Annotated in this window: 32 protein-coding genes; all 32 read left to right on the forward strand. The window is 43.0% G+C overall.

Annotated features, from left to right (window positions below):
• Position 1: 1 nt before the first annotated feature.
• The 32 genes from fusA (at position 2) to carA (ending at position 18384) form a co-directional block, all read left to right on the forward strand.
• A complete protein-coding gene (gene fusA / locus ACYVJQ_RS03075) occupies positions 2 to 2101 on the forward strand; it encodes an elongation factor G (protein WP_460891599.1) in 2100 nt (699 codons plus the stop codon).
• A 10-nt stretch (positions 2102 to 2111) separates the two neighbouring features.
• Positions 2112 to 2417 (forward strand): 30S ribosomal protein S10, encoded by a 306-nt coding sequence (rpsJ, locus tag ACYVJQ_RS03080; RefSeq protein WP_048919298.1) that lies wholly within the window; start codon positions 2112 to 2114, stop codon positions 2415 to 2417.
• 411 nt (positions 2418 to 2828) lie between these two features.
• Positions 2829 to 3449, forward strand: coding sequence for a 50S ribosomal protein L3 (gene rplC, locus ACYVJQ_RS03085; protein ID WP_460891600.1), 621 nt, complete (start codon positions 2829 to 2831; stop codon positions 3447 to 3449).
• 1 nt (position 3450) lies between these two features.
• Positions 3451 to 4083 (forward strand): 50S ribosomal protein L4, encoded by a 633-nt coding sequence (gene rplD, locus ACYVJQ_RS03090; RefSeq protein WP_460893581.1) that lies wholly within the window; start codon positions 3451 to 3453, stop codon positions 4081 to 4083.
• The gene (gene rplW / locus ACYVJQ_RS03095; protein WP_048919301.1) at positions 4083 to 4370 is read left to right on the forward strand and encodes a 50S ribosomal protein L23; all 288 of its coding nucleotides are present in this window, start codon (positions 4083 to 4085) and stop codon (positions 4368 to 4370) included. Before rplD ends, rplW begins: the two co-directional genes overlap by 1 nt.
• A gap of 12 nt (positions 4371 to 4382) precedes the next feature.
• On the forward strand, positions 4383 to 5207 hold the full coding sequence (gene rplB / locus ACYVJQ_RS03100; RefSeq protein WP_460891601.1) for a 50S ribosomal protein L2: 825 nt from the start codon (positions 4383 to 4385) through the stop codon (positions 5205 to 5207).
• A 3-nt stretch (positions 5208 to 5210) separates the two neighbouring features.
• Positions 5211 to 5489, forward strand: coding sequence for a 30S ribosomal protein S19 (rpsS, locus tag ACYVJQ_RS03105; protein WP_460891602.1), 279 nt, complete (start codon positions 5211 to 5213; stop codon positions 5487 to 5489).
• Positions 5489 to 5875, forward strand: coding sequence for a 50S ribosomal protein L22 (gene rplV / locus ACYVJQ_RS03110; RefSeq protein WP_460891603.1), 387 nt, complete (start codon positions 5489 to 5491; stop codon positions 5873 to 5875). Before rpsS ends, rplV begins: the two co-directional genes overlap by 1 nt.
• Before the next feature lie 5 nt (positions 5876 to 5880).
• Positions 5881 to 6684 (forward strand): 30S ribosomal protein S3, encoded by an 804-nt coding sequence (rpsC, locus tag ACYVJQ_RS03115; RefSeq protein WP_460891604.1) that lies wholly within the window; start codon positions 5881 to 5883, stop codon positions 6682 to 6684.
• A gap of 27 nt (positions 6685 to 6711) precedes the next feature.
• Positions 6712 to 7134, forward strand: a complete 423-nt coding sequence (gene rplP / locus ACYVJQ_RS03120) for a 50S ribosomal protein L16 (RefSeq protein WP_048919306.1) — start codon at positions 6712 to 6714, stop codon at positions 7132 to 7134.
• A gap of 2 nt (positions 7135 to 7136) precedes the next feature.
• Entirely contained in the window at positions 7137 to 7331 is a 195-nt protein-coding gene (rpmC, locus tag ACYVJQ_RS03125; RefSeq protein ID WP_048919307.1) for a 50S ribosomal protein L29, read from the forward strand.
• A gap of 11 nt (positions 7332 to 7342) precedes the next feature.
• Positions 7343 to 7600 carry a 30S ribosomal protein S17 gene (gene rpsQ, locus ACYVJQ_RS03130; protein ID WP_460891605.1) on the forward strand — a complete coding sequence of 86 codons (258 nt, stop codon included), beginning with the start codon at positions 7343 to 7345 and terminating at the stop codon, positions 7598 to 7600.
• Position 7601: 1 nt separating this feature from the next.
• The gene (gene rplN / locus ACYVJQ_RS03135; protein ID WP_048919309.1) at positions 7602 to 7970 is read left to right on the forward strand and encodes a 50S ribosomal protein L14; all 369 of its coding nucleotides are present in this window, start codon (positions 7602 to 7604) and stop codon (positions 7968 to 7970) included.
• A 20-nt stretch (positions 7971 to 7990) separates the two neighbouring features.
• A complete protein-coding gene (gene rplX, locus ACYVJQ_RS03140) occupies positions 7991 to 8314 on the forward strand; it encodes a 50S ribosomal protein L24 (RefSeq protein WP_048919310.1) in 324 nt (107 codons plus the stop codon).
• A gap of 1 nt (position 8315) precedes the next feature.
• Positions 8316 to 8867 carry a 50S ribosomal protein L5 gene (gene rplE, locus ACYVJQ_RS03145; RefSeq protein WP_460891606.1) on the forward strand — a complete coding sequence of 184 codons (552 nt, stop codon included), beginning with the start codon at positions 8316 to 8318 and terminating at the stop codon, positions 8865 to 8867.
• 4 nt (positions 8868 to 8871) lie between these two features.
• Positions 8872 to 9141 carry a 30S ribosomal protein S14 gene (rpsN, locus tag ACYVJQ_RS03150; RefSeq protein ID WP_048919312.1) on the forward strand — a complete coding sequence of 90 codons (270 nt, stop codon included), beginning with the start codon at positions 8872 to 8874 and terminating at the stop codon, positions 9139 to 9141.
• A gap of 86 nt (positions 9142 to 9227) precedes the next feature.
• The gene (gene rpsH, locus ACYVJQ_RS03155) at positions 9228 to 9626 is read left to right on the forward strand and encodes a 30S ribosomal protein S8 (RefSeq protein WP_460891607.1); all 399 of its coding nucleotides are present in this window, start codon (positions 9228 to 9230) and stop codon (positions 9624 to 9626) included.
• A 10-nt stretch (positions 9627 to 9636) separates the two neighbouring features.
• Positions 9637 to 10191: a 50S ribosomal protein L6 gene (gene rplF, locus ACYVJQ_RS03160; protein ID WP_460891608.1), complete on the forward strand. Its 555-nt coding sequence runs from the start codon at positions 9637 to 9639 to the stop codon at positions 10189 to 10191.
• Positions 10192 to 10199: 8 nt separating this feature from the next.
• On the forward strand, positions 10200 to 10553 hold the full coding sequence (gene rplR / locus ACYVJQ_RS03165) for a 50S ribosomal protein L18 (protein ID WP_460891609.1): 354 nt from the start codon (positions 10200 to 10202) through the stop codon (positions 10551 to 10553).
• Positions 10554 to 10557: 4 nt separating this feature from the next.
• On the forward strand, positions 10558 to 11076 hold the full coding sequence (rpsE, locus tag ACYVJQ_RS03170) for a 30S ribosomal protein S5 (RefSeq protein ID WP_460891610.1): 519 nt from the start codon (positions 10558 to 10560) through the stop codon (positions 11074 to 11076).
• Positions 11077 to 11078: 2 nt separating this feature from the next.
• Positions 11079 to 11258 carry a 50S ribosomal protein L30 gene (gene rpmD / locus ACYVJQ_RS03175; RefSeq protein WP_048919317.1) on the forward strand — a complete coding sequence of 60 codons (180 nt, stop codon included), beginning with the start codon at positions 11079 to 11081 and terminating at the stop codon, positions 11256 to 11258.
• Between the two features lies 1 nt (position 11259).
• Complete coding sequence (rplO, locus tag ACYVJQ_RS03180; protein WP_460891611.1) at positions 11260 to 11706, forward strand: 50S ribosomal protein L15; 447 nt, start codon at positions 11260 to 11262, stop codon at positions 11704 to 11706.
• Between the two features lie 3 nt (positions 11707 to 11709).
• The gene (secY, locus tag ACYVJQ_RS03185) at positions 11710 to 13035 is read left to right on the forward strand and encodes a preprotein translocase subunit SecY (protein ID WP_460891612.1); all 1326 of its coding nucleotides are present in this window, start codon (positions 11710 to 11712) and stop codon (positions 13033 to 13035) included.
• A gap of 3 nt (positions 13036 to 13038) precedes the next feature.
• Positions 13039 to 13809: a type I methionyl aminopeptidase gene (map, locus tag ACYVJQ_RS03190; protein WP_460891613.1), complete on the forward strand. Its 771-nt coding sequence runs from the start codon at positions 13039 to 13041 to the stop codon at positions 13807 to 13809.
• A gap of 3 nt (positions 13810 to 13812) precedes the next feature.
• Complete coding sequence (infA, locus tag ACYVJQ_RS03195; protein WP_048919321.1) at positions 13813 to 14031, forward strand: translation initiation factor IF-1; 219 nt, start codon at positions 13813 to 13815, stop codon at positions 14029 to 14031.
• 4 nt (positions 14032 to 14035) lie between these two features.
• Entirely contained in the window at positions 14036 to 14152 is a 117-nt protein-coding gene (gene ykgO, locus ACYVJQ_RS03200; protein ID WP_071885446.1) for a type B 50S ribosomal protein L36, read from the forward strand.
• A 10-nt stretch (positions 14153 to 14162) separates the two neighbouring features.
• Positions 14163 to 14540 (forward strand): 30S ribosomal protein S13, encoded by a 378-nt coding sequence (gene rpsM, locus ACYVJQ_RS03205; protein ID WP_048919322.1) that lies wholly within the window; start codon positions 14163 to 14165, stop codon positions 14538 to 14540.
• Between the two features lie 10 nt (positions 14541 to 14550).
• The gene (gene rpsK / locus ACYVJQ_RS03210; RefSeq protein WP_123127710.1) at positions 14551 to 14943 is read left to right on the forward strand and encodes a 30S ribosomal protein S11; all 393 of its coding nucleotides are present in this window, start codon (positions 14551 to 14553) and stop codon (positions 14941 to 14943) included.
• 22 nt (positions 14944 to 14965) lie between these two features.
• Positions 14966 to 15571 carry a 30S ribosomal protein S4 gene (rpsD, locus tag ACYVJQ_RS03215; protein WP_460891614.1) on the forward strand — a complete coding sequence of 202 codons (606 nt, stop codon included), beginning with the start codon at positions 14966 to 14968 and terminating at the stop codon, positions 15569 to 15571.
• A gap of 39 nt (positions 15572 to 15610) precedes the next feature.
• Positions 15611 to 16600, forward strand: a complete 990-nt coding sequence (locus tag ACYVJQ_RS03220; RefSeq protein WP_460891615.1) for a DNA-directed RNA polymerase subunit alpha — start codon at positions 15611 to 15613, stop codon at positions 16598 to 16600.
• 68 nt (positions 16601 to 16668) lie between these two features.
• Entirely contained in the window at positions 16669 to 17190 is a 522-nt protein-coding gene (rplQ, locus tag ACYVJQ_RS03225; protein ID WP_460891616.1) for a 50S ribosomal protein L17, read from the forward strand.
• A gap of 78 nt (positions 17191 to 17268) precedes the next feature.
• A complete protein-coding gene (gene carA / locus ACYVJQ_RS03230; RefSeq protein WP_460891617.1) occupies positions 17269 to 18384 on the forward strand; it encodes a glutamine-hydrolyzing carbamoyl-phosphate synthase small subunit in 1116 nt (371 codons plus the stop codon).
• Positions 18385 to 18398 lie beyond the last annotated feature (14 nt).

The following is an 18398-nucleotide window of genomic DNA, read 5'->3' on the forward strand; positions in this document are numbered from 1 at the left end:
AATGGCAAGGGATTTAAGATTTACAAGGAACATTGGTATTGCTGCGCACATTGATGCCGGTAAGACTACTACCACAGAACGTATTCTCTATTATACCGGAAAGTCACATAAGTTAGGGGAGGTACATGATGGTGCCGCTACTACAGACTGGATGGAGCAGGAGCAAGAAAGAGGTATCACCATTACTTCTGCTGCTGTAACGGTAGATTGGAAATACAGAGATCAAAATTACCATATCAACATCATTGATACTCCAGGTCACGTTGACTTTACCGTAGAGGTAAACCGTTCCCTGCGTGTATTAGACGGTCTGGTTTTCTTGTTTAGTGCAGTGGATGGTGTTGAGCCACAGTCTGAAACTAACTGGAGACTAGCTGACAACTACAAAGTTGCCCGTATTGGATTCGTTAATAAAATGGACCGTTCAGGCGCAGACTTCTTAGCAGTTTGTAAGCAAGTAAGAGAAATGCTGGGTAGCAATGCCGTAGCGTTACAGCTTCCAATTGGTGCAGAAGATAACTTTGAAGGTGTTGTTGACTTAGTAAACTTCAGAGGTATCAAATGGAATGAGCATGATAAAGGCATGACCTTTACCGAGGTTCCAATTCCAGATGATATGTTGGAGGAAGCAGAGGAGTACAGAGAGAAACTTCTGGAAGCTGTTGCTGACTATGACGATGCCCTGATGGAAAAATACTTTGAAGACCCAAGCAGCATCACAGAAGATGAAATTCTAGCTGCCTTGAGAAAAGCTACCATTGATATGGCCATTGTGCCTATGGTGTGTGGTTCTTCCTTCAAGAACAAGGGTGTTCAAACTATGTTGGACTACGTGATGGCTCTTATCCCTTCACCAATGGATAAGGAAAACATCATCGGTACCAACCCAGATACAGGGGAGGAAGTTTCCCGGAAGCCAAGTGAATCAGAGCCTTTTGCAGGCCTTGCCTTCAAGATCGCAACTGACCCTTACGTAGGTCGTCTTTGCTTTGTGCGTGCCTATTCAGGTGTGTTGGAGTCTGGATCTTACGTATACAATACCCGTTCAAATAACAAGGAGCGTATCTCCCGTATTTTCCAAATGCACGCCAACAAGCAGAACCAGATCGAAAGACTGTCTGCCGGTGACATTGGAGCGGTAGTAGGCTTTAAGGATATCAAAACTGGAGATACTCTGTGTGACCAAAACGCGAAAATCGTCTTGGAATCAATGGAGTTCCCAGAGCCAGTAATTGGATATGCTATTGAGCCTAAGACTCAGGCAGACTCTGATAAAATGGGTATGGCTATTGCTAAACTGATTGAAGAAGACCCTACGTTACAAGTAAACACTGACGAAGAAACCGGCCAGACTATCTTAAGAGGTATGGGCGAACTTCACCTGGAAATCATTATTGACCGGATGAAGCGTGAATTCAAGGTTGAATTGAACCAAGGTGCTCCTCAAGTAGCTTATAAGGAAACCATCACCAAAATGGTGGAACACCGCGAGGTTTACAAGAAGCAGTCAGGTGGCCGTGGTAAATTTGCTGACATCGTGTTCAACATGGGACCACGGGAAGATGGCAAGCAAGGCCTGGAGTTTGAGAACGCAATTGTAGGTGGTGTGATTCCAAGAGAATTTATCCCAGCTATCCAGAAAGGATTTGAAGAAGCTATGAAGAACGGTATTTTGGCCGGCTTCCCAGTAGATTCAATGAAAGTGCGTTTATTCCACGGTTCTTTCCACGACGTTGACTCTGACTCTCTGTCATTTGAATTAGCGGCCCGCCAAGGCTTTAAAGAAGCAGGTAAGCAATGTGCCCCTAAACTTCTTGAGCCGATCATGGCAGTAGACGTAGTGACTCCAGATGAGTACACCGGACCAGTAACAGGTGACTTGAACAGAAGAAGAGGCTTGATGAAGGGTATGGATACCAAAGGAACCTCAACTGTAGTGAAAGCAGATGTTCCATTATCAGAGCTTTTCGGTTACGTGACAGACTTACGTACCATTACTTCTGGTAGAGCTACTGCTTCCTTGACCTTCTCTCATTATGAGCAAGTGCCTCAGAACTTGGCAGACGGAATCATCGCAAAAATTAAAGGTACTTCGAAATAGTTGAAATAGAATGAATCAAAAGATCAGAATCAAACTGAAATCTTACGATCACAATCTGGTAGATAAATCATCAGAGAAAATCGTGAAAGCGGTAAAAGCAACTGGTGCGATCGTAAGTGGTCCAATTCCATTGCCAACTGAAAAAGACATCTTCACTGTTTTGCGTTCACCACACGTGAACAAGAAAGCCAGAGAGCAGTTCCAGCTTTGCACCTACAAGAGATTGGTAGACATTTATTCTACTTCCTCTAAAACGGTAGATGCTTTGATGAAGCTTGAATTGCCTAGCGGCGTTGACGTAGAAATCAAAGTTTGATAAGTTAGAAAAGCTAAGAAAGGGAGAAGGCAACTTCTCCCTTTTTTTATATCGTTTCTGTTTTAAGCCTGTTTTTTTGAAAAACAGGCTTAAAACAGATTACAATTAGGAAGGAAACAATCCTTCCAATTGGAGACTGGTACTATCATTTAAAAGGAGTATTTCGTTTTGGGCACGTTTTACAAAAAACGCCTTTAAAACAGAATAGCCAGAAGAATTATTGAAAGGTAATATCCGAAATTAAGAAGAGAGCCAAAGAGGTAGTAAGGTTTATTGCTTAAATACCTTACTATCTGAAAACAAATAATTTAGGATAGCTTGTAAAATAAAAATTAAATATAGAACTTTGCACTCCCGAAAAATGAACCCATTTAGCGGCTAAATAATTAATTGTTTAAATAAAAAAGTAGAATGCCTGGAATTATCGGTAAGAAAATCGGAATGACAAGCCTCTTCACTCCTGAAGGGAAGAGCGTGGCCTGTACTTTGATTCAAGCAGGACCATGCGTAGTAACTCAGGTTAAGACGCAAGAAACAGACGGCTATACCGCCGTTCAGCTTGGGTACGGAGAGAAGAAAGTGAAAAGAGTAAGCAAGGCGCTTGCTGGTCACTTCGCGAAAGCCAACACCACTGCTAAGAAAAAATTAGTAGAGTTCAGACTGGAAGATGTAGCTTCTTTCTCTTTAGGAGATGAGGTAAATGTAAACCTGTTTGAGGAAGGTGAATTCGTAGATGTAGTAGGTACTTCAAAAGGTAAAGGCTTCCAAGGGGTTGTAAAGCGTTACAACTTTGCTGGTGTGGGTGGACAAACTCACGGTCAGCACAACAGAGCCCGTCACCCTGGTTCCATTGGTGCCTGTTCATGGCCTTCCAGAGTATTCAAAGGAATGCGCATGGCTGGTAGAATGGGTGGAGACCGAGTGAAGGTTCAAAACCTGCGCATTCTGCGAGTGATGCCTGAGCAAAACGTATTAGTAGTTAGCGGATCTATCCCTGGTGCTAAAAATTCATTTATTGTAGTTGAGAAATAAGATGGAGCTATCAGTTTTCAATAGTAAAGGTGAAGATACTGGAAGGAAAGTAACCCTTCCAGAATCGGTGTTTGGCATTGAGCCAAATGAGCACGCAATGTATCTTGATGTTAAGCAGTACTTGGCTAACCAACGCCAAGGTACGCACAAGTCAAAAGAGCGTGCAGAGGTAGCTGGTTCAACTAAAAAGATAAAGCGTCAAAAGGGAACAGGAGGAGCAAGAGCTGGTTCTATGAAGTCTCCTGTGTTTATTGGTGGTGGCCGTGTATTCGGACCAAAACCAAGAAACTATAGCTTCAAATTGAATAAGAAGTTAAAGGCTTTGGCAAGACTTTCTGCCCTTTCAACATTAGCCAAAGATGAGCGTCTGGTTTTGGTAGATAACCTGAACATTGATTCTCCAAAAACAAAGAGCTTCGCTTCAGTTTTAGCCGGCCTGAAAGTTGGACAGAGAAAGACATTGGTAGTTACCAAAGAGGTAAACGATAATGTGGTTCTTTCTAGCAGAAACATGGCAAAGGTAAAAGTGTCTACTCCAGGAGCTTTAACAACATATGATTTGTTGAACGCTGACAAAGTAGTTTGTTTGGAAGAGTCTCTTTCTGTTTTTGAAGAAATTTACGCAACGAAATAATGAGTATCCTGAAAAGACCATTATTGACCGAGAAGCTTACTGCTTTGAACGAAGTAGGTAAATATGCTTTTGAAGTTGATAGAAAAGCAAATAAGATTGAGATCAAAAAAGCGATCCAATCACGTTACGGGGTAACAGTAGAGAAAATTTCTACTATGAGAACCCAGGGAAAATTAAAGTCCCGCAATACCAAATCTGGTGTTGTAACAGGACGTACGGCATCCTCTAAGAAGGCGATTGTCACTTTGAAAGAAGGGGAAGTAATCGATTTCTATAGCGGTATCTAAGCAAATAAAAGAATGGCATTAAGAAAACTAAGACCAACAACACCAGGTCAAAGATTTAGAATTGCGCCAGCCTTCACTGAAATAACGAAGAGCGAGCCAGAGAAATCTTTGTTGGCATCCAAGAAAAAATCTGGTGGACGCAACAATTCAGGGCGAATGACCATGCGCTATACAGGCGGTGGGCACAAGCAAAGATTCCGTATCATTGATTTCAAAAGAACCAAGTTCGGAGTTCCTGCAACTGTTAAAGCGATTGAGTACGATCCAAATAGAACAGCGCGGATTGCCCTGTTGTACTATGCAGATGGTGAGAAGACCTACATCATTGCACCTGCAGGCTTGGCAGTAGATGCAACGGTAGTGTCAGGACCAGGAGTAGCCCCAGAGGTAGGTAATGCGTTGCCACTTTCTGATATTCCACTAGGTACTATTGTTCACAACATTGAGTTAGCGCCTGGTCAAGGTGCCGTACTGGCAAGAAGCGCAGGTGCTTATGCTCAGTTGGTAGCCCGTGAAGGCCGCTACGCCACCCTGAAGTTACCTTCCGGTGAGATGAGAATGGTATTGGTAAACTGTATGGCCACTGTAGGCACAGTTTCTAATGCCGACCATATGAACGTGAAGCTTGGAAAAGCTGGCCGTAGCAGATGGATGGGTATCAGACCAAGAGTAAGAGGTGTCGCCATGAACCCTGTCGATCACCCAATGGGTGGTGGTGAAGGTAAGTCTTCAGGCGGTCACCCAAGATCACGTAATGGTCTTTACGCCAAAGGTCAAAAGACCAGAAACAAAAATAAATTCTCTGAGAACCTGATTGTTAATAGAAGGAAGAAATAAGTAATGGCAAGATCATTAAAAAAAGGGCCTTATATTGACTTCAGGCTCGATAGAAAAGTGCAGACAATGGATGAGTCTGGAAAGAAGTCAGTGATCAAAACCTGGTCACGTCGTTCCATGATCTCTCCAGATTTCGTTGGTCATACGTTTGCTGTCCATAACGGGAATAAATTCATCCCTGTGTATGTAACAGAAAACATGGTAGGTCACAAACTAGGCGAATTCGCTCCTACCCGAAACTTCAGAGGCCATATTGCTAAGAAAGATAAAGGTAAAAGATAATGGAAGCGGTTGCTAAATTAAACAATGTACCAAGCTCACCGCGTAAGATGAGATTGGTAGCGGACATGATCCGTGGTAAAAGAGTTACCCAAGCATTAGGGTTACTTAAGTTTACTGCAAATGCAGGCGCTCCAAAGTTGGAGAAACTTCTTTTATCTGCTTTATCTAACTGGCAAGCAGCTAACGAAGATGCCCGCATTGAAGATGCTAATCTATTTATCAAAGAGATTAGAGTAGATGAAGGAAAGATGCTGAAGCGCTTACGTCCTGCTCCCCAGGGCCGTGGCCACAGGATCAGAAAGAGATCTAACCACGTAACCCTTGTGATTGATTCAAAAGTGGAAGTGGAGACAGTTGCAACATCTACCTCTAACGAAGCCAAATAGTTAAAATGGGACAAAAAGTTAATCCAGTAGGCCTAAGACTAGGTATTGTTAAAGGCTGGGACTCTAATTGGTTCGGAGGAAAGGATTTCGCAGATAAGCTGATTGAAGACGAGAAAATCCGTAAATACATCCTTGCCCGTATTCCAAAAGGAGGTATTTCCAAAATCATCATTGAGAGAACCCTTAAGAGAATCACCATCACCATTAACACAGCCCGTCCAGGCGTGGTAATTGGAAAAGGTGGCCAAGAAGTTGATAAAATTAAGGAAGAGCTGAAGAAGATCACCAGCAAGGATGTTCAGATCAATATTTTTGAGATCAAACGCCCTGAGTTGGATGCCAAATTGGTAGGAGAGTCAGTAGCACAGCAGTTGCAGGCCCGTATCTCTTTCAGAAGAGCTATGAAGCAAGCCATTGCTTCTGCCATCAGAGTTGGTGCCGAAGGTATCAAGATCCAAGTTTCAGGCCGCCTTGGTGGTGCTGAGATGGCCCGTACCGAGCATTACAAAGAAGGACGTACTCCTCTGCATACTTTGCGTGCTGATATTGATTATGCATTATCAGAAGCTCAGACCGTGTACGGTAAACTGGGTATCAAAGTGTGGATCTTCAAAGGAGAGGTTTTTGGAAAGCGTGACTTATCTCCTAATGCTGGTCAACAAAGTGGTGGTCAATCTGCTGGTCCTCGCAACGAAAGAAGTGAGAGAAGTGGAAATGATCGCGGCGATCGTAGAGACAACAACCGCAACAAACGTCCTGGTGATGGAAACCAGAAGCGTAGCGGTGGTGGCCCTAACAAGCGCAAGTAGTTGTTCAACCTTTAGGTAATTTAAGAAATGTTACAGCCAAAACGGACTAAATATAGAAAGATGCAGAAAGGCCGGGTAACCGGTCTTGCTCACAGAGGAAGCACAATCTCCTTTGGTTCTTTCGCCATTAAATCATTAGAAGCCTCCTGGATCACTAGCCGTCAAATTGAAGCGGCCCGTATCGCGATGACTCGTGCTATGAAACGTGAAGGCCAGGTTTGGATTCGTATTTTCCCTGACAAGCCTATCACCAAAAAGCCTGCAGAGGTTCGGATGGGTAAGGGTAAAGGATCTCCGGAGTACTGGGTAGCCGTAGTGAAACCTGGTACAATTATGTTTGAATCTGATGGAGTATCTCTAGAAGTAGCTCAAGAGTCGTTGCGACTGGCTGCTCAGAAGCTACCAGTTAGAACTAAATTTGTAGTACGTAGAGATTACGTTGAGAAATAGTCATGAAGCAATCAGAAATTAAAGCTCTTTCACTGAATGAAGTGAAAGAGCAACTTACCGCTGAGAGAAACAACCTGCAGAACCTGAAGTTCGCGCATGCTATTTCTCCTCTTGAGAATCCAATCAGAATTAAGCATACAAGAAAAACCATCGCCAGACTAGAGACGCAATTGCGTTCTTTAGAGCTCAATGGCTAAATAGAAAAACCATGGAGACGAGAAATCTAAGAAAAGAAAAAACTGGACGCGTGGTAAGTAACAAGATGGACAAGTCCATCACCGTTATGGTAGAAAGCAAAGTGAAACACCCTATTTACGGGAAATTTGTTTCCAAGTCCAAGAAGTTCATGGCCCATGACGAGAACAATGACTGCGGTATCGGTGATACTGTCCGCATCATGGAAACCCGTCCTTTGAGCAAGAACAAGTGCTGGCGCTTAATTGAAATCGTAGAAAGAGCTAAATAAGATGATACAACAAGAATCAAGACTTACTGTTGCTGATAACAGCGGAGCAAAAGAGGTTCTGTGCATCCGGGTACTGGGTGGAACAGGCAAGAAATACGCCTCTGTGGGTGATAAAATTGTTGTTACCGTAAAATCTGCTCTTTCTTCCGGCAACGTTAAGAAGGGAACTGTTACCAAGGCGGTAATTGTTCGGACCAAGAAAGAAGTTCGTCGTAAAGACGGATCTTATATTCGTTTTGATGATAATGCTGCGGTATTATTGAACAACAACGATGAGCCACGTGGTACGCGTATCTTCGGGCCGGTTGCCCGCGAGTTGCGTGAAAGACAGTTTATGAAAATTGTTTCTTTGGCTCCTGAAGTATTATAAACACGAGAAGAGATAACAAGATGTCTAAACATAAACTTCATGTGAAGAAAGGTGATACCGTAAAGGTAATCGCTGGTGATGATAAGGGTAAAACTGGAACAGTTACCTCTGTGCTTACAGAAAAGCAGAAGGTGGTAATTGAAGGCTTAAACCTGGTATCTAAACACCAAAAGCCAAGCGCTAAAAACCCTAACGGAGGAATCGTTAAGCAAGAGGCACCTATCCACGCCAGCAATGTGATGTTGGTAGAGCCGGCTACTAATGAAGCTACCCGTTCAGGAAAGAAGCTTAACAATGATGGTAAGCTACAACGTTATTCCAAAAAAACTGGAAACTTAATCTAACATGGCAGCTAGACTAAAAGATAAGTATACAAAAGAGATCGTTCCTGCATTGAAAGATAAATTTCAATACAAGAGCATCATGCAAGTGCCAAAGATTACAAAAATCAGCATTAACAGAGGTATTGGTAATGCGGTGGCTGATAAGAAACTGGTAGATATTGGAGTAGACGAGCTCACAATCATTGCAGGACAGAAAGCGGTTCAAACCAAAGCTAAAAACTCTATCTCTAACTTTAAGTTGAGAGAAGGTATGCCAATTGGGGCCCGTGTTACTTTGCGTGGCGAGAGAATGTACGAGTTCCTTGACCGTTTGGTAACTGTTGCTCTTCCAAGGGTACGTGACTTTAAAGGTATCAATGATAAAGGATTTGACGGACGTGGTAACTACACCTTAGGGGTTAAAGAGCAAATCATTTTCCCTGAGATCAGCATTGATAAAATCAAGTCAATCGCGGGTATGGATATTACTTTCGTTACTACCGCTTCTACAGATGAAGAAAGCCTGGAGTTATTGAGAGCTTTTGGTTTACCTTTCGCAAATTTAAAGAAATAAGAAAATGGCTAAAGAATCAGCAAAAGCAAGAGAGCTCAAAAGACAAAAGTTAGTAGCGAAATATGCTGCTAAAAGAGCTCAGTTAAAAGCTGCTGGCGATTATGAAGCTCTAGATAAATTGCCTAAAGACGCCTCACCCGTACGTTTGCACAACAGATGTAAATTGACCGGAAGACCAAGAGGTTATATGAGGAAGTTTGGTATCTCTCGCGTTACGTTCAGAGAGATGGCTTCTGCCGGCAAGATTCCTGGGGTAACGAAGGCTAGTTGGTAATTATTACTCCTATCATTATTATAGTTAGGAAAACATTAGTATCTTTGCGGCTCCTTAAAAAGAGCGGAATCTAAAATTATAGTCTAATGCATTCAGATCCGATAGCAGATTATTTAACTAGACTACGGAATGCCATCAAGGCAAATCACCGGGTAGTTGAAATTCCGGCTAGCAAAATAAAGAAAGAATTAACCAAGGTTCTCTACGAGAAAGGTTATATTCAAAGTTACAAGTTCGATGATAGTTCAGTTCAGGGCAGCATTAAAATCGCCTTGAAGTATGATCCAGCTACTAAGCAGTCTGCTATCGTGAAGCTTGAAAGAGTCAGTAAGCCGGGACTCCGTAAGTATGTGCATCTTGATGAGATGCCACGTGTGTTGAATGGTTATGGTGTAGCCATCCTTTCAACCTCCAAAGGTGTCATCACAAACAAAGAGGCAGTTGGCCTTAATGTGGGTGGTGAAGTATTATGTTATGTGTATTAATTAAGTAGAGATGTCACGGATAGGAAAACTGCCCATCACGCTCCCACAAGGTGTTGAGGTGTTGGTAAACCAGGATAACCTGGTAACAGTGAAAGGACCTAAAGGAACACTTACTGCTCAAGTTGATACTGATATCAGTGTAACTTTGGAAGATGGCGTTCTTACTGTAACACGTCCTACTGAACAGAAACGTCACAAAGCCCTTCATGGGTTATACCGTTCTATTATCAATAACATGATAATTGGTGTAAGCACCGGTTATAAAATGTCTCTTGAATTAGTTGGGGTAGGTTTTAAAGCTACTACGGTTGGACAAAACCTGGAATTAGCCCTGGGATATTCACACAATATCTACGTGGGTCTTCCTCCTGAAATCTCTGCAAATGCAGTGACTGAAAAAGGTAAAGCTCCAGTTATCCACTTAGAAGGAATTGATAAGCAGTTGATTGGTCAGGTTGCCGCTAAAATCCGCTCGTTACGTAAAGTGGAGCCTTACAAAGGTAAAGGTATCCGTTTCGTGGGTGAGGTTGTTAGAAGAAAAGCTGGTAAAACTGCTTCTAAATAAGAAAGAAAATGGCATTCGATAAAGCAAAAAGAAGACTGAGAATCCGTCGCAGTATCCGTAATAAGGTTTCTGGAACGGCTCAGCGTCCACGTCTGTCTGTCTTCAGAAGCAATAAGTTTATTTATGCGCAGCTGATTGATGATGTGAATGGAGTAACATTAGCAAGTTCTTCATCTGCTACCACTGAAGGAACTACCTCTTCTACCAAGATTGAGTCTTCTTCTTCTGTAGGTCGTGATATAGCAGCAAAAGCCCTGGAAAACGGTATTACTGAAGTAGTATTTGACAGAGGTGGATACCTGTATCACGGTAGAGTTAAATCATTAGCAGAAGGAGCCCGTGAAGCGGGTCTTAAATTCTAAGAACATGTCTAAATTAAATATCAGAAGCATCAAAGCAAGCGAAATCGAGCTGAAAGAGCGCGTAGTAGCTATCAACCGGGTTGCCAAAGTGGTAAAGGGCGGTAGAAGATTTAGCTTCTCTGCCATTGTGGTAGTTGGTGATGGTAATGGTGTGGTTGGCTATGGCTTAGGTAAGGCCAATGAGGTAACTGATGCAATTGCCAAAGGGATTGATGATGCAAAGAAGAATTTGGTGCGTGTACCTATGTACAAGCACACTATTCCTCACCCTATGGAAGGTAAATTCTCTGGAGGTTTTGTGTTGATCAAACCTGCCGCCCCAGGTACAGGTGTACTAGCCGGTGGTGCTATGCGTGCCGTGTTGGAAAGCGCCGGTATCAAAGACGTGTTAGCAAAGTCTAAAGGCTCTTCTAACCCGCACAACGTGGTGAAAGCAACTTTTGACGCATTGTCAAAACTGCGTGATCCATTGGTAGTTGCGCAGCAACGTGGAATCAGTTTACAACGCGTATTCAACGGGTAATCATGGCAAGTGTAGAAATCACCCAAATCCAAAGTATTATTGACCGTCCTGAAAGACAGAAAAGAACCATGAAGGCTCTTGGTCTTGGTAAAATCAATAAGACGGTTACAAAGGAGTTAACCCCTCAAATTGCTGGAATGGTTAACCGAGTACAACATTTAGTATCTATTAAGGAGGTCTAAAATGAACTTAAGTAATTTAAAACCTGCAGAAGGTTCTACAAAGAACCGGAAAAGAATTGGTCGTGGTACCGGTTCTGGTAGAGGTGGTACTTCTACCCGCGGACATAAAGGAGCTAAATCTCGCTCAGGTTATTCATCTAAAGCAGGTTTTGAAGGTGGTCAGATGCCTTTGGTACGCCGAGTTCCTAAATTCGGTTTTAAGAACATTAACCGCGTTGAGTATACTGCTGTTAACCTTGACGTACTCCAGAGCCTGAGCGCTAAGTCTGGATCTAATGTTATTGACTTTGCTGTTCTTCGTGAAAACGGGTTGGCTTCTAAAAATGACAATATCAAGATCCTGGGAAGAGGAGAATTAACAGCTGCAATTGAAGTGCATGCCCATGCATTCTCTCAGACTGCAGTTGAAGCAATTGAAAAAGCAGGCGGCAAGGTTGTGACTCTGTAACAGATGAAGAAGCTGATTACTACGATTAAGAATATTTTTGCGATTGAAGATTTGCGAGTTAGAATCCTAAACACTTTAGGATTCATCGCAATTTTCAGATTAGGTTCCTATGTGGTTCTTCCCGGTATTGATCCAAATCAATTGAAGGGGAGTTCGCAAGGAATTTTAGGTCTTCTTGATGCATTTCTAGGGGGAGCATTTAGCAATGCTTCCATCTTTGCGTTAGGCATCATGCCCTATATTTCTGCTTCCATCGTTTTACAGCTTCTAACCATTGCGGTTCCTTATTTCCAGAAATTGCAGAAAGAGGGAGAGTCTGGCCGTAAGAAAATCAACCAATATACCAGGGTGTTAACAATCGTTATCACGCTGGCTCAATCTGTTGGTTTCTTAGCTACCATAAATGCTGCGGCTATTAGCCCGGCGGTCGCTGGTCCTCTTTTCACTATTTCTTCCATGATTATCCTTACTGCAGGAACAATGTTCTGTATGTGGTTAGGAGAGAAAATCACCGATAAAGGGATCGGTAACGGTATTTCCATGTTAATCATGATTGGTATCGTTTCTCGTTTACCTGGTGCACTGGCGGGGGAAGCCTTGGCTTTGGGCTTAGGAAAATCCCTGATCTTCATCATTGAATTACTAGTTCTGTTCTTTGTGGTGATGAGTGTGGTAATGCTTACCCAAGCCATCAGAAGAATTCCAGTACAATATGCCAAGCAGGTAGGAGGCAGTGCTTCCTTACAAGCAGGTCAGCGTCAATTCATTCCTTTAAAAGTGAATGCTGCGGGTGTAATGCCTATCATCTTTGCTCAGTCATTGATGTTCTTACCTGGTATGATTGCCTCATTTTGGAGAAACGAAAGTGATATGGCCAATGAAATTGGTAACGTCTTTTCTGACTACACCTCTTGGCAGTATAATCTTTCGTTTGCTGTATTGATTATCGTTTTCACTTTCTTCTATACAGCCATTAGTGTTAACCCAAATCAAATCTCTGATGATTTGAAGCGGAGCGGTGGTTTTGTACCAGGCGTGAAACCAGGTATTGCTACCTCTGAATATATTGATGAGATTTTAACCCGCATCACCTTTCCTGGTGCCTTGTTCCTAGCGGTGGTGGCAATCTTGCCTTCTATTGCAATGTTATTTGGCATAACCAGAGAGTTTGCAGCCTTCTTTGGAGGAACATCACTTATCATTTTGGTAGGCGTAGTTTTAGATACATTGAACCAAATAGAAAGCTATTTGTTAATGCGTCATTACGACGGAATGATGAAATCTGGAAAACTCAGAGGGAGATCAAAAAATATAGCCGTTGCTTCTTAAGGAATGATTATTTACAAAACGGAAGAAGAAATTGAGCTTATAAGAAAAAGTGCTAACATCCTCAGCCAGGTGCACGGTGAAATAGCCAAGCACGTGGTAGAGGGTGTTACAACCTTAAAGTTGGATTCCGTTGCTGATGAGTTTATAAAGGACCATGGCGGAATTCCCTCCTTTAAAGGATATAATGGATTTGAGCATAGCTTGTGCATCAGCTTAAATTCTGCCGTAGTTCATGGCATACCAAGTAAATATTCTCTGCAATCTGGAGATATAGTATCTATAGATTGCGGAGTTTTTTTTCAAGGTTTCCACAGTGATAGTGCCTTTACCCACGCTGTAGGGGAAGTAGAGCCTGAAGTAAAGGAATTACTTTTACGTACCAGGGAATCACTGAACAAAGGTATTGAGCAAGCTGTAGCCGGTTCCCGAGTTGGTGATATTGGTTTTGCCATTCAATCTCACGTGGAGCAGTTTGGGTACGGTGTAGTGAGAGAGCTAGTTGGTCATGGAGTTGGCCGTAGTTTACATGAAGGCCCTGAAGTTCCTAATTATGGAAAAAGAGGGCAAGGAATGAAATTACAGGAAGGTTTGGTGCTGGCTATTGAACCAATGGTTAATTTAGGATCCAGACACGTGGTTCAAGAGAACGACGGGTGGACCATAAGAACCAGAGATAAAAAACCTTCTGCGCATTTTGAACACACTGTTGTGGTGAGAAAAGGAAAAGCTGAGATTTTAACAACTTTTGATTACATAGATAAAGCACTAAATTAATACATGGCTAAACAGTCTTCCATCGAACAAGACGGTACCATCATTGAGGCACTATCCAATGCAATGTTTCGGGTAGAATTAGAAAATGGCCATCAGGTTATTGCTCACATTTCCGGAAAGATGCGGATGCACTACATCAAAATCCTTCCTGGCGATAGAGTAAAATTGGAAATGTCTCCTTACGACCTTAGTAAAGGTAGAATTGTTTACAGATACAAATAAGCAGATGAAAGTAAAAGCGTCAGTTAAGAAGCGCAGTGAAGACTGCAAGGTGATCAGACGTAAAGGCAAGCTTTACGTGATCAACAAAAAGAATCCACGTTATAAACAAAGACAAGGTTAATTATTAAAACATGGCTAGAATAGCAGGAGTTGATATTCCAGATAACAAAAGAGGCGAAATTGCCTTGACGTACATTTATGGCATCGGCCGTAAATTGTCACAGTCTATTTTGGTGAAGGCTGGGGTGGATCTTGACACAAAAGTTAAGGATTGGACAGAAGAGCAGGCGGGTGAAATCCGTAACGTAATTGCTTCTGAGATCAAAGTTGAAGGTGTTCTTCGTTCTGAAGTACAATTGCACATCAAGCGTTTGATGGACATCGGTAGCTACCGCGGTTTACGTCACAGAAAAGGTTTACCAGTTAGAGGTCAGAGAACCAAGAACAACTCTAGAACTCGTAAGGGTAAGCGTAAAACTGTTGCAAATAAGAAGAAGGCATCTAAATAATTAAACGACAATGGCTCAGAAAAGAAAAGACAAAGCCAAGAAGCGCGTGGTTGTGGTGGAGCCTGTTGGTCAGGTACACATCAAAGCTTCTTTCAATAATATTATCATCTCTGTTACTAACAACAATGGCCAGGTTATTTCCTGGGCTTCTGCTGGTAAAATGGGATTCAAAGGGTCTAAGAAAAATACTCCTTATGCTGCTCAAATGGCGGCCGCCGATTGCGGTAAAGTTGCCTATGAAGCTGGTATGAGAAAGGCTGAAGTGTTTGTAAAGGGCCCAGGAGCTGGACGTGAGTCAGCTATCCGGACTATGCAAAATGTGGGTATCGAAGTTACTTCTATCAAAGACGTGACTCCGCTTCCTCACAACGGATGCCGTCCTCCAAAGCGCAGAAGAGTTTAAGGATCATATTTAGTAGTAGAACATGGCAAGATATACAGGCCCTAAGAGTAAAATCTCTAGAAGATATAACGAACCAATTTTTGGACCAAGCAAAGCCCTAGCAAAAAAGGCTTATGGTCCAGGTCAACATGGCCGTGGTCGTAGAAAAAAGCAATCTGAGTATGCTATCCAGTTGATGGAAAAGCAGAAAGCCAAATACATCTATGGTGTATTGGAGAGACAATTTGCTAATTTGTTTGATAAAGCTGCCCGTAAGAGCGGTATTACCGGTGAGAACTTATTAGGCCTTCTTGAGGCTAGATTAGATAACACTGTTTACCGTTTAGGTATTGCTCCAACAAGACGTGCTGCACGTCAGTTGGTTAACCACAACCACATTCAGGTTAACGGTGGGGTTGTTAACATTGCTTCTTACACCCTGCGTCCTGGTGATGTAGTAAGTGTACGCGAGAAGTCTAAGTCATTAGAAGCTATTACTACCAGCTTGTCTGCTCGTAATGCCCGTCAATTCACCTGGTTAGAGTGGGATGCCAACCTGATGGCTGGTAAATTCATCGCTCCTCCTCAGCGTGATCAGATCCCTGAGAAAATTCAGGAGCAGCTGATTGTCGAGCTTTACTCTAAGTAATGAGTTCTAATTTTAAGTGTCAACCTTAAACCAGCAATCATGTCAATATTAGCCTTTCAAATGCCAGAGAAAGTCGTGATGGAGAAATCCGATGACTTTAATGGGCAGTTTGAATTTAAGCCGCTAGAAAAGGGCTATGGTGTTACCATTGGGAATGCGCTGAGAAGAATTCTTCTCTCCTCATTGGAAGGCTTTGCCATCTCCAGCATCCGTATTCCTAGTGTGCTCCATGAGTTCTCTACCATTGAAGGTGTGGTTGAAGATGTCTCTGAGATTATCCTGAACCTGAAAATGGTTCGCTTCAAGAAGATTGGTGACCTGGTTGATGATAAGATCACTGTAAGCATCAGTAAACAAGATACCTTTACGGCCGGAGATATTAACAAATTCTCTGGTTCGTTTCAGGTTTTGAACCCTGACCTGGTGATTTGTCACCTTGATCCTGAAGCCTCTTTTGAAATTGAAATGACCATTCAAAAAGGAAGAGGGTATGTACCTGCAGAGGAGAATAAGCCAGTAGACCAAGTGTTCGGGCAGATTTCTATTGATGCTATTTTCACTCCTGTAAAGAATGTGAAATTCAGCGTTGAGAACACTCGGGTAGAGCAGAAGACGGACTACGAGCGCCTTTTGCTTGAAATTACCACAGACGGATCAATTCACCCGGAAGATGCCTTGAAAGGTGCTGCCAATATCTTGATCCAGCACTTTATGCTTTTCTCTGACAACACCATGACTTTTGAAACAGTGAAACCTGAAGAGGAAGAAGCTGTAGACGAAGAAATGCTGCACATGAGAAAAGTGCTGAAGACCCCTCTGCATGACATGGATCTTTCAGTACGTGCCTATAACTGCTTAAAGGCAGCAGATATCAGAACTCTGGGAGATTTAGTTCAGTTGGATCTTTCTGATATGATGAAATTCCGTAACTTTGGCAAGAAGTCTCTCACTGAGTTGGAAAACCTGGTGGCAGAGAAAGGCCTTAACTTCGGGATGGATATCTCCAAGTACAAATTAGAAGAAGATTAGTAATCCTACGGCATAATTCCCGATCCCGTAAAGGTTGATCGACGGTATGCACGTGCACAATCAATTAAATGAGACACGGTAAAAAAAACAATCACTTAGGTAGGACTGCTTCCCACCGCGCCGCTATGTTGTCTAACATGGCCGCTTCGCTTATTCTTCACAAACGTTTAGTTACTACGGTAGCCAAAGCCAAAGCCCTACGTAAGTATGCTGAGCCTTTGCTGACAAAAGGTAAAAGCGATACCACCCACTCTCGCCGTACTGTATTTGCTTACTTACAAAGCAAAGAAGCCGTGAAAGAGTTGTTTGATGGAATCGCCGCTAAAATCGCTGGTCGTCCTGGTGGATACACCCGTATCATCAAAACCGGAACTCGTTTAGGTGATAACGCTGAAATGTGTATCATTGAGTTAGTGGACTACAACGAAGATCTGCTTTCTACAAAAGGTGCTGAAGGTGCTGGCAAAGCCAAAACCAGACGTCGCTCTTCCGGTAAGAAGAAAGAAGGTGCTGCTCAGGCAGATGCTTCTACTCCAGCCGCTGAAGGTGCTGCTCCTGCTGAGAATGTGGATACTCCAGCAGCTGAATAACGAAAATGCAATAATTTATGAAAAGGGATACGAGATTACTCGTATCCCTTTTTTATTTTTGCTACATATTTAATTAGAATGAAGATTCATACAACAACTGATGCAGTATTGGTGCTGGAAGACGGCACCTTCTTCCGGGGCAAGAGCTTAGGGAAAATTGGTACCTCTGGTGGGGAAATCTGTTTCAATACAGGAATGACCGGATACCAGGAAATTTTCACTGATCCTTCTTATTATGGGCAGGTTGTCATTACCACCGTAGCGCACGTGGGTAATTATGGCGTACAGCCAGAAGAGGTTGAATCTAATAACATCCAGATCAAGGGGCTTATCTGCAAAGAGTTCTCGCACCACTTCTCCAGAAAGACCGCTGAGGGTTCTCTTCAGGAATACTTTGAAAAGGCCGGTATTGTAGGGATCTGCGAGATTGATACCCGTGAACTGGTGCGGTACATTCGGGACAAAGGCGTGATGAATTGTATCATTTCCTCTGAGGTATTGGACGTGCCAGCTCTGCAACAGCAATTGAATCAGATCCCTTCCATGGACGGTTTGGAGCTTTCCTCCAAAGTCTCTACCACTTCCGAGTATGATTTGCCCGCGGCTGAAAAGCGTTTCAAAGTAGCTGTTCTGGATTTAGGGGTTAAGCGCAATATCCTGAACAACCTTACTAACAGAGGCTGTGAATGCCGGGTATTCCCTTACGGTACTTCTTTTGAGGAAATGGAAGCCTGGGGCCCAGACGGGTATTTCATCTCCAATGGCCCCGGTGACCCAGCAGTTACTACTGAGGCCATGAACAGCGTGGAGCAGATCCTGAAGGTGGAAAGACCTATGTTTGGTATTTGCATGGGTCACCAGATCCTGGCGCAGGCCAACGGTATTCCTACCTATAAAATGCACAACGGCCATAGAGGCTTGAACCACCCAGTGAAAAACCTGGTGACGGGCCGTAGTGAAATCACCTCCCAGAACCATGGGTTTGCGGTAGACGCAGAGGCGGTTAAAAACAACCCCAACGTAGAGGTCACCCACATTAACCTGAATGATAACACCATTGAGGGAATCAGGATCAAGAATAAACCAGCGTTCTCTGTGCAGTACCACCCTGAGTCTTCCCCGGGGCCGCATGACTCTGAGTACCTGTTTGACCTCTTTGTGGAGCTAATGGAAAAAGACAAGAAGAATTCATAAACAAAATAGAATAC

The organism is Rufibacter soli, assembly GCF_054781795.1.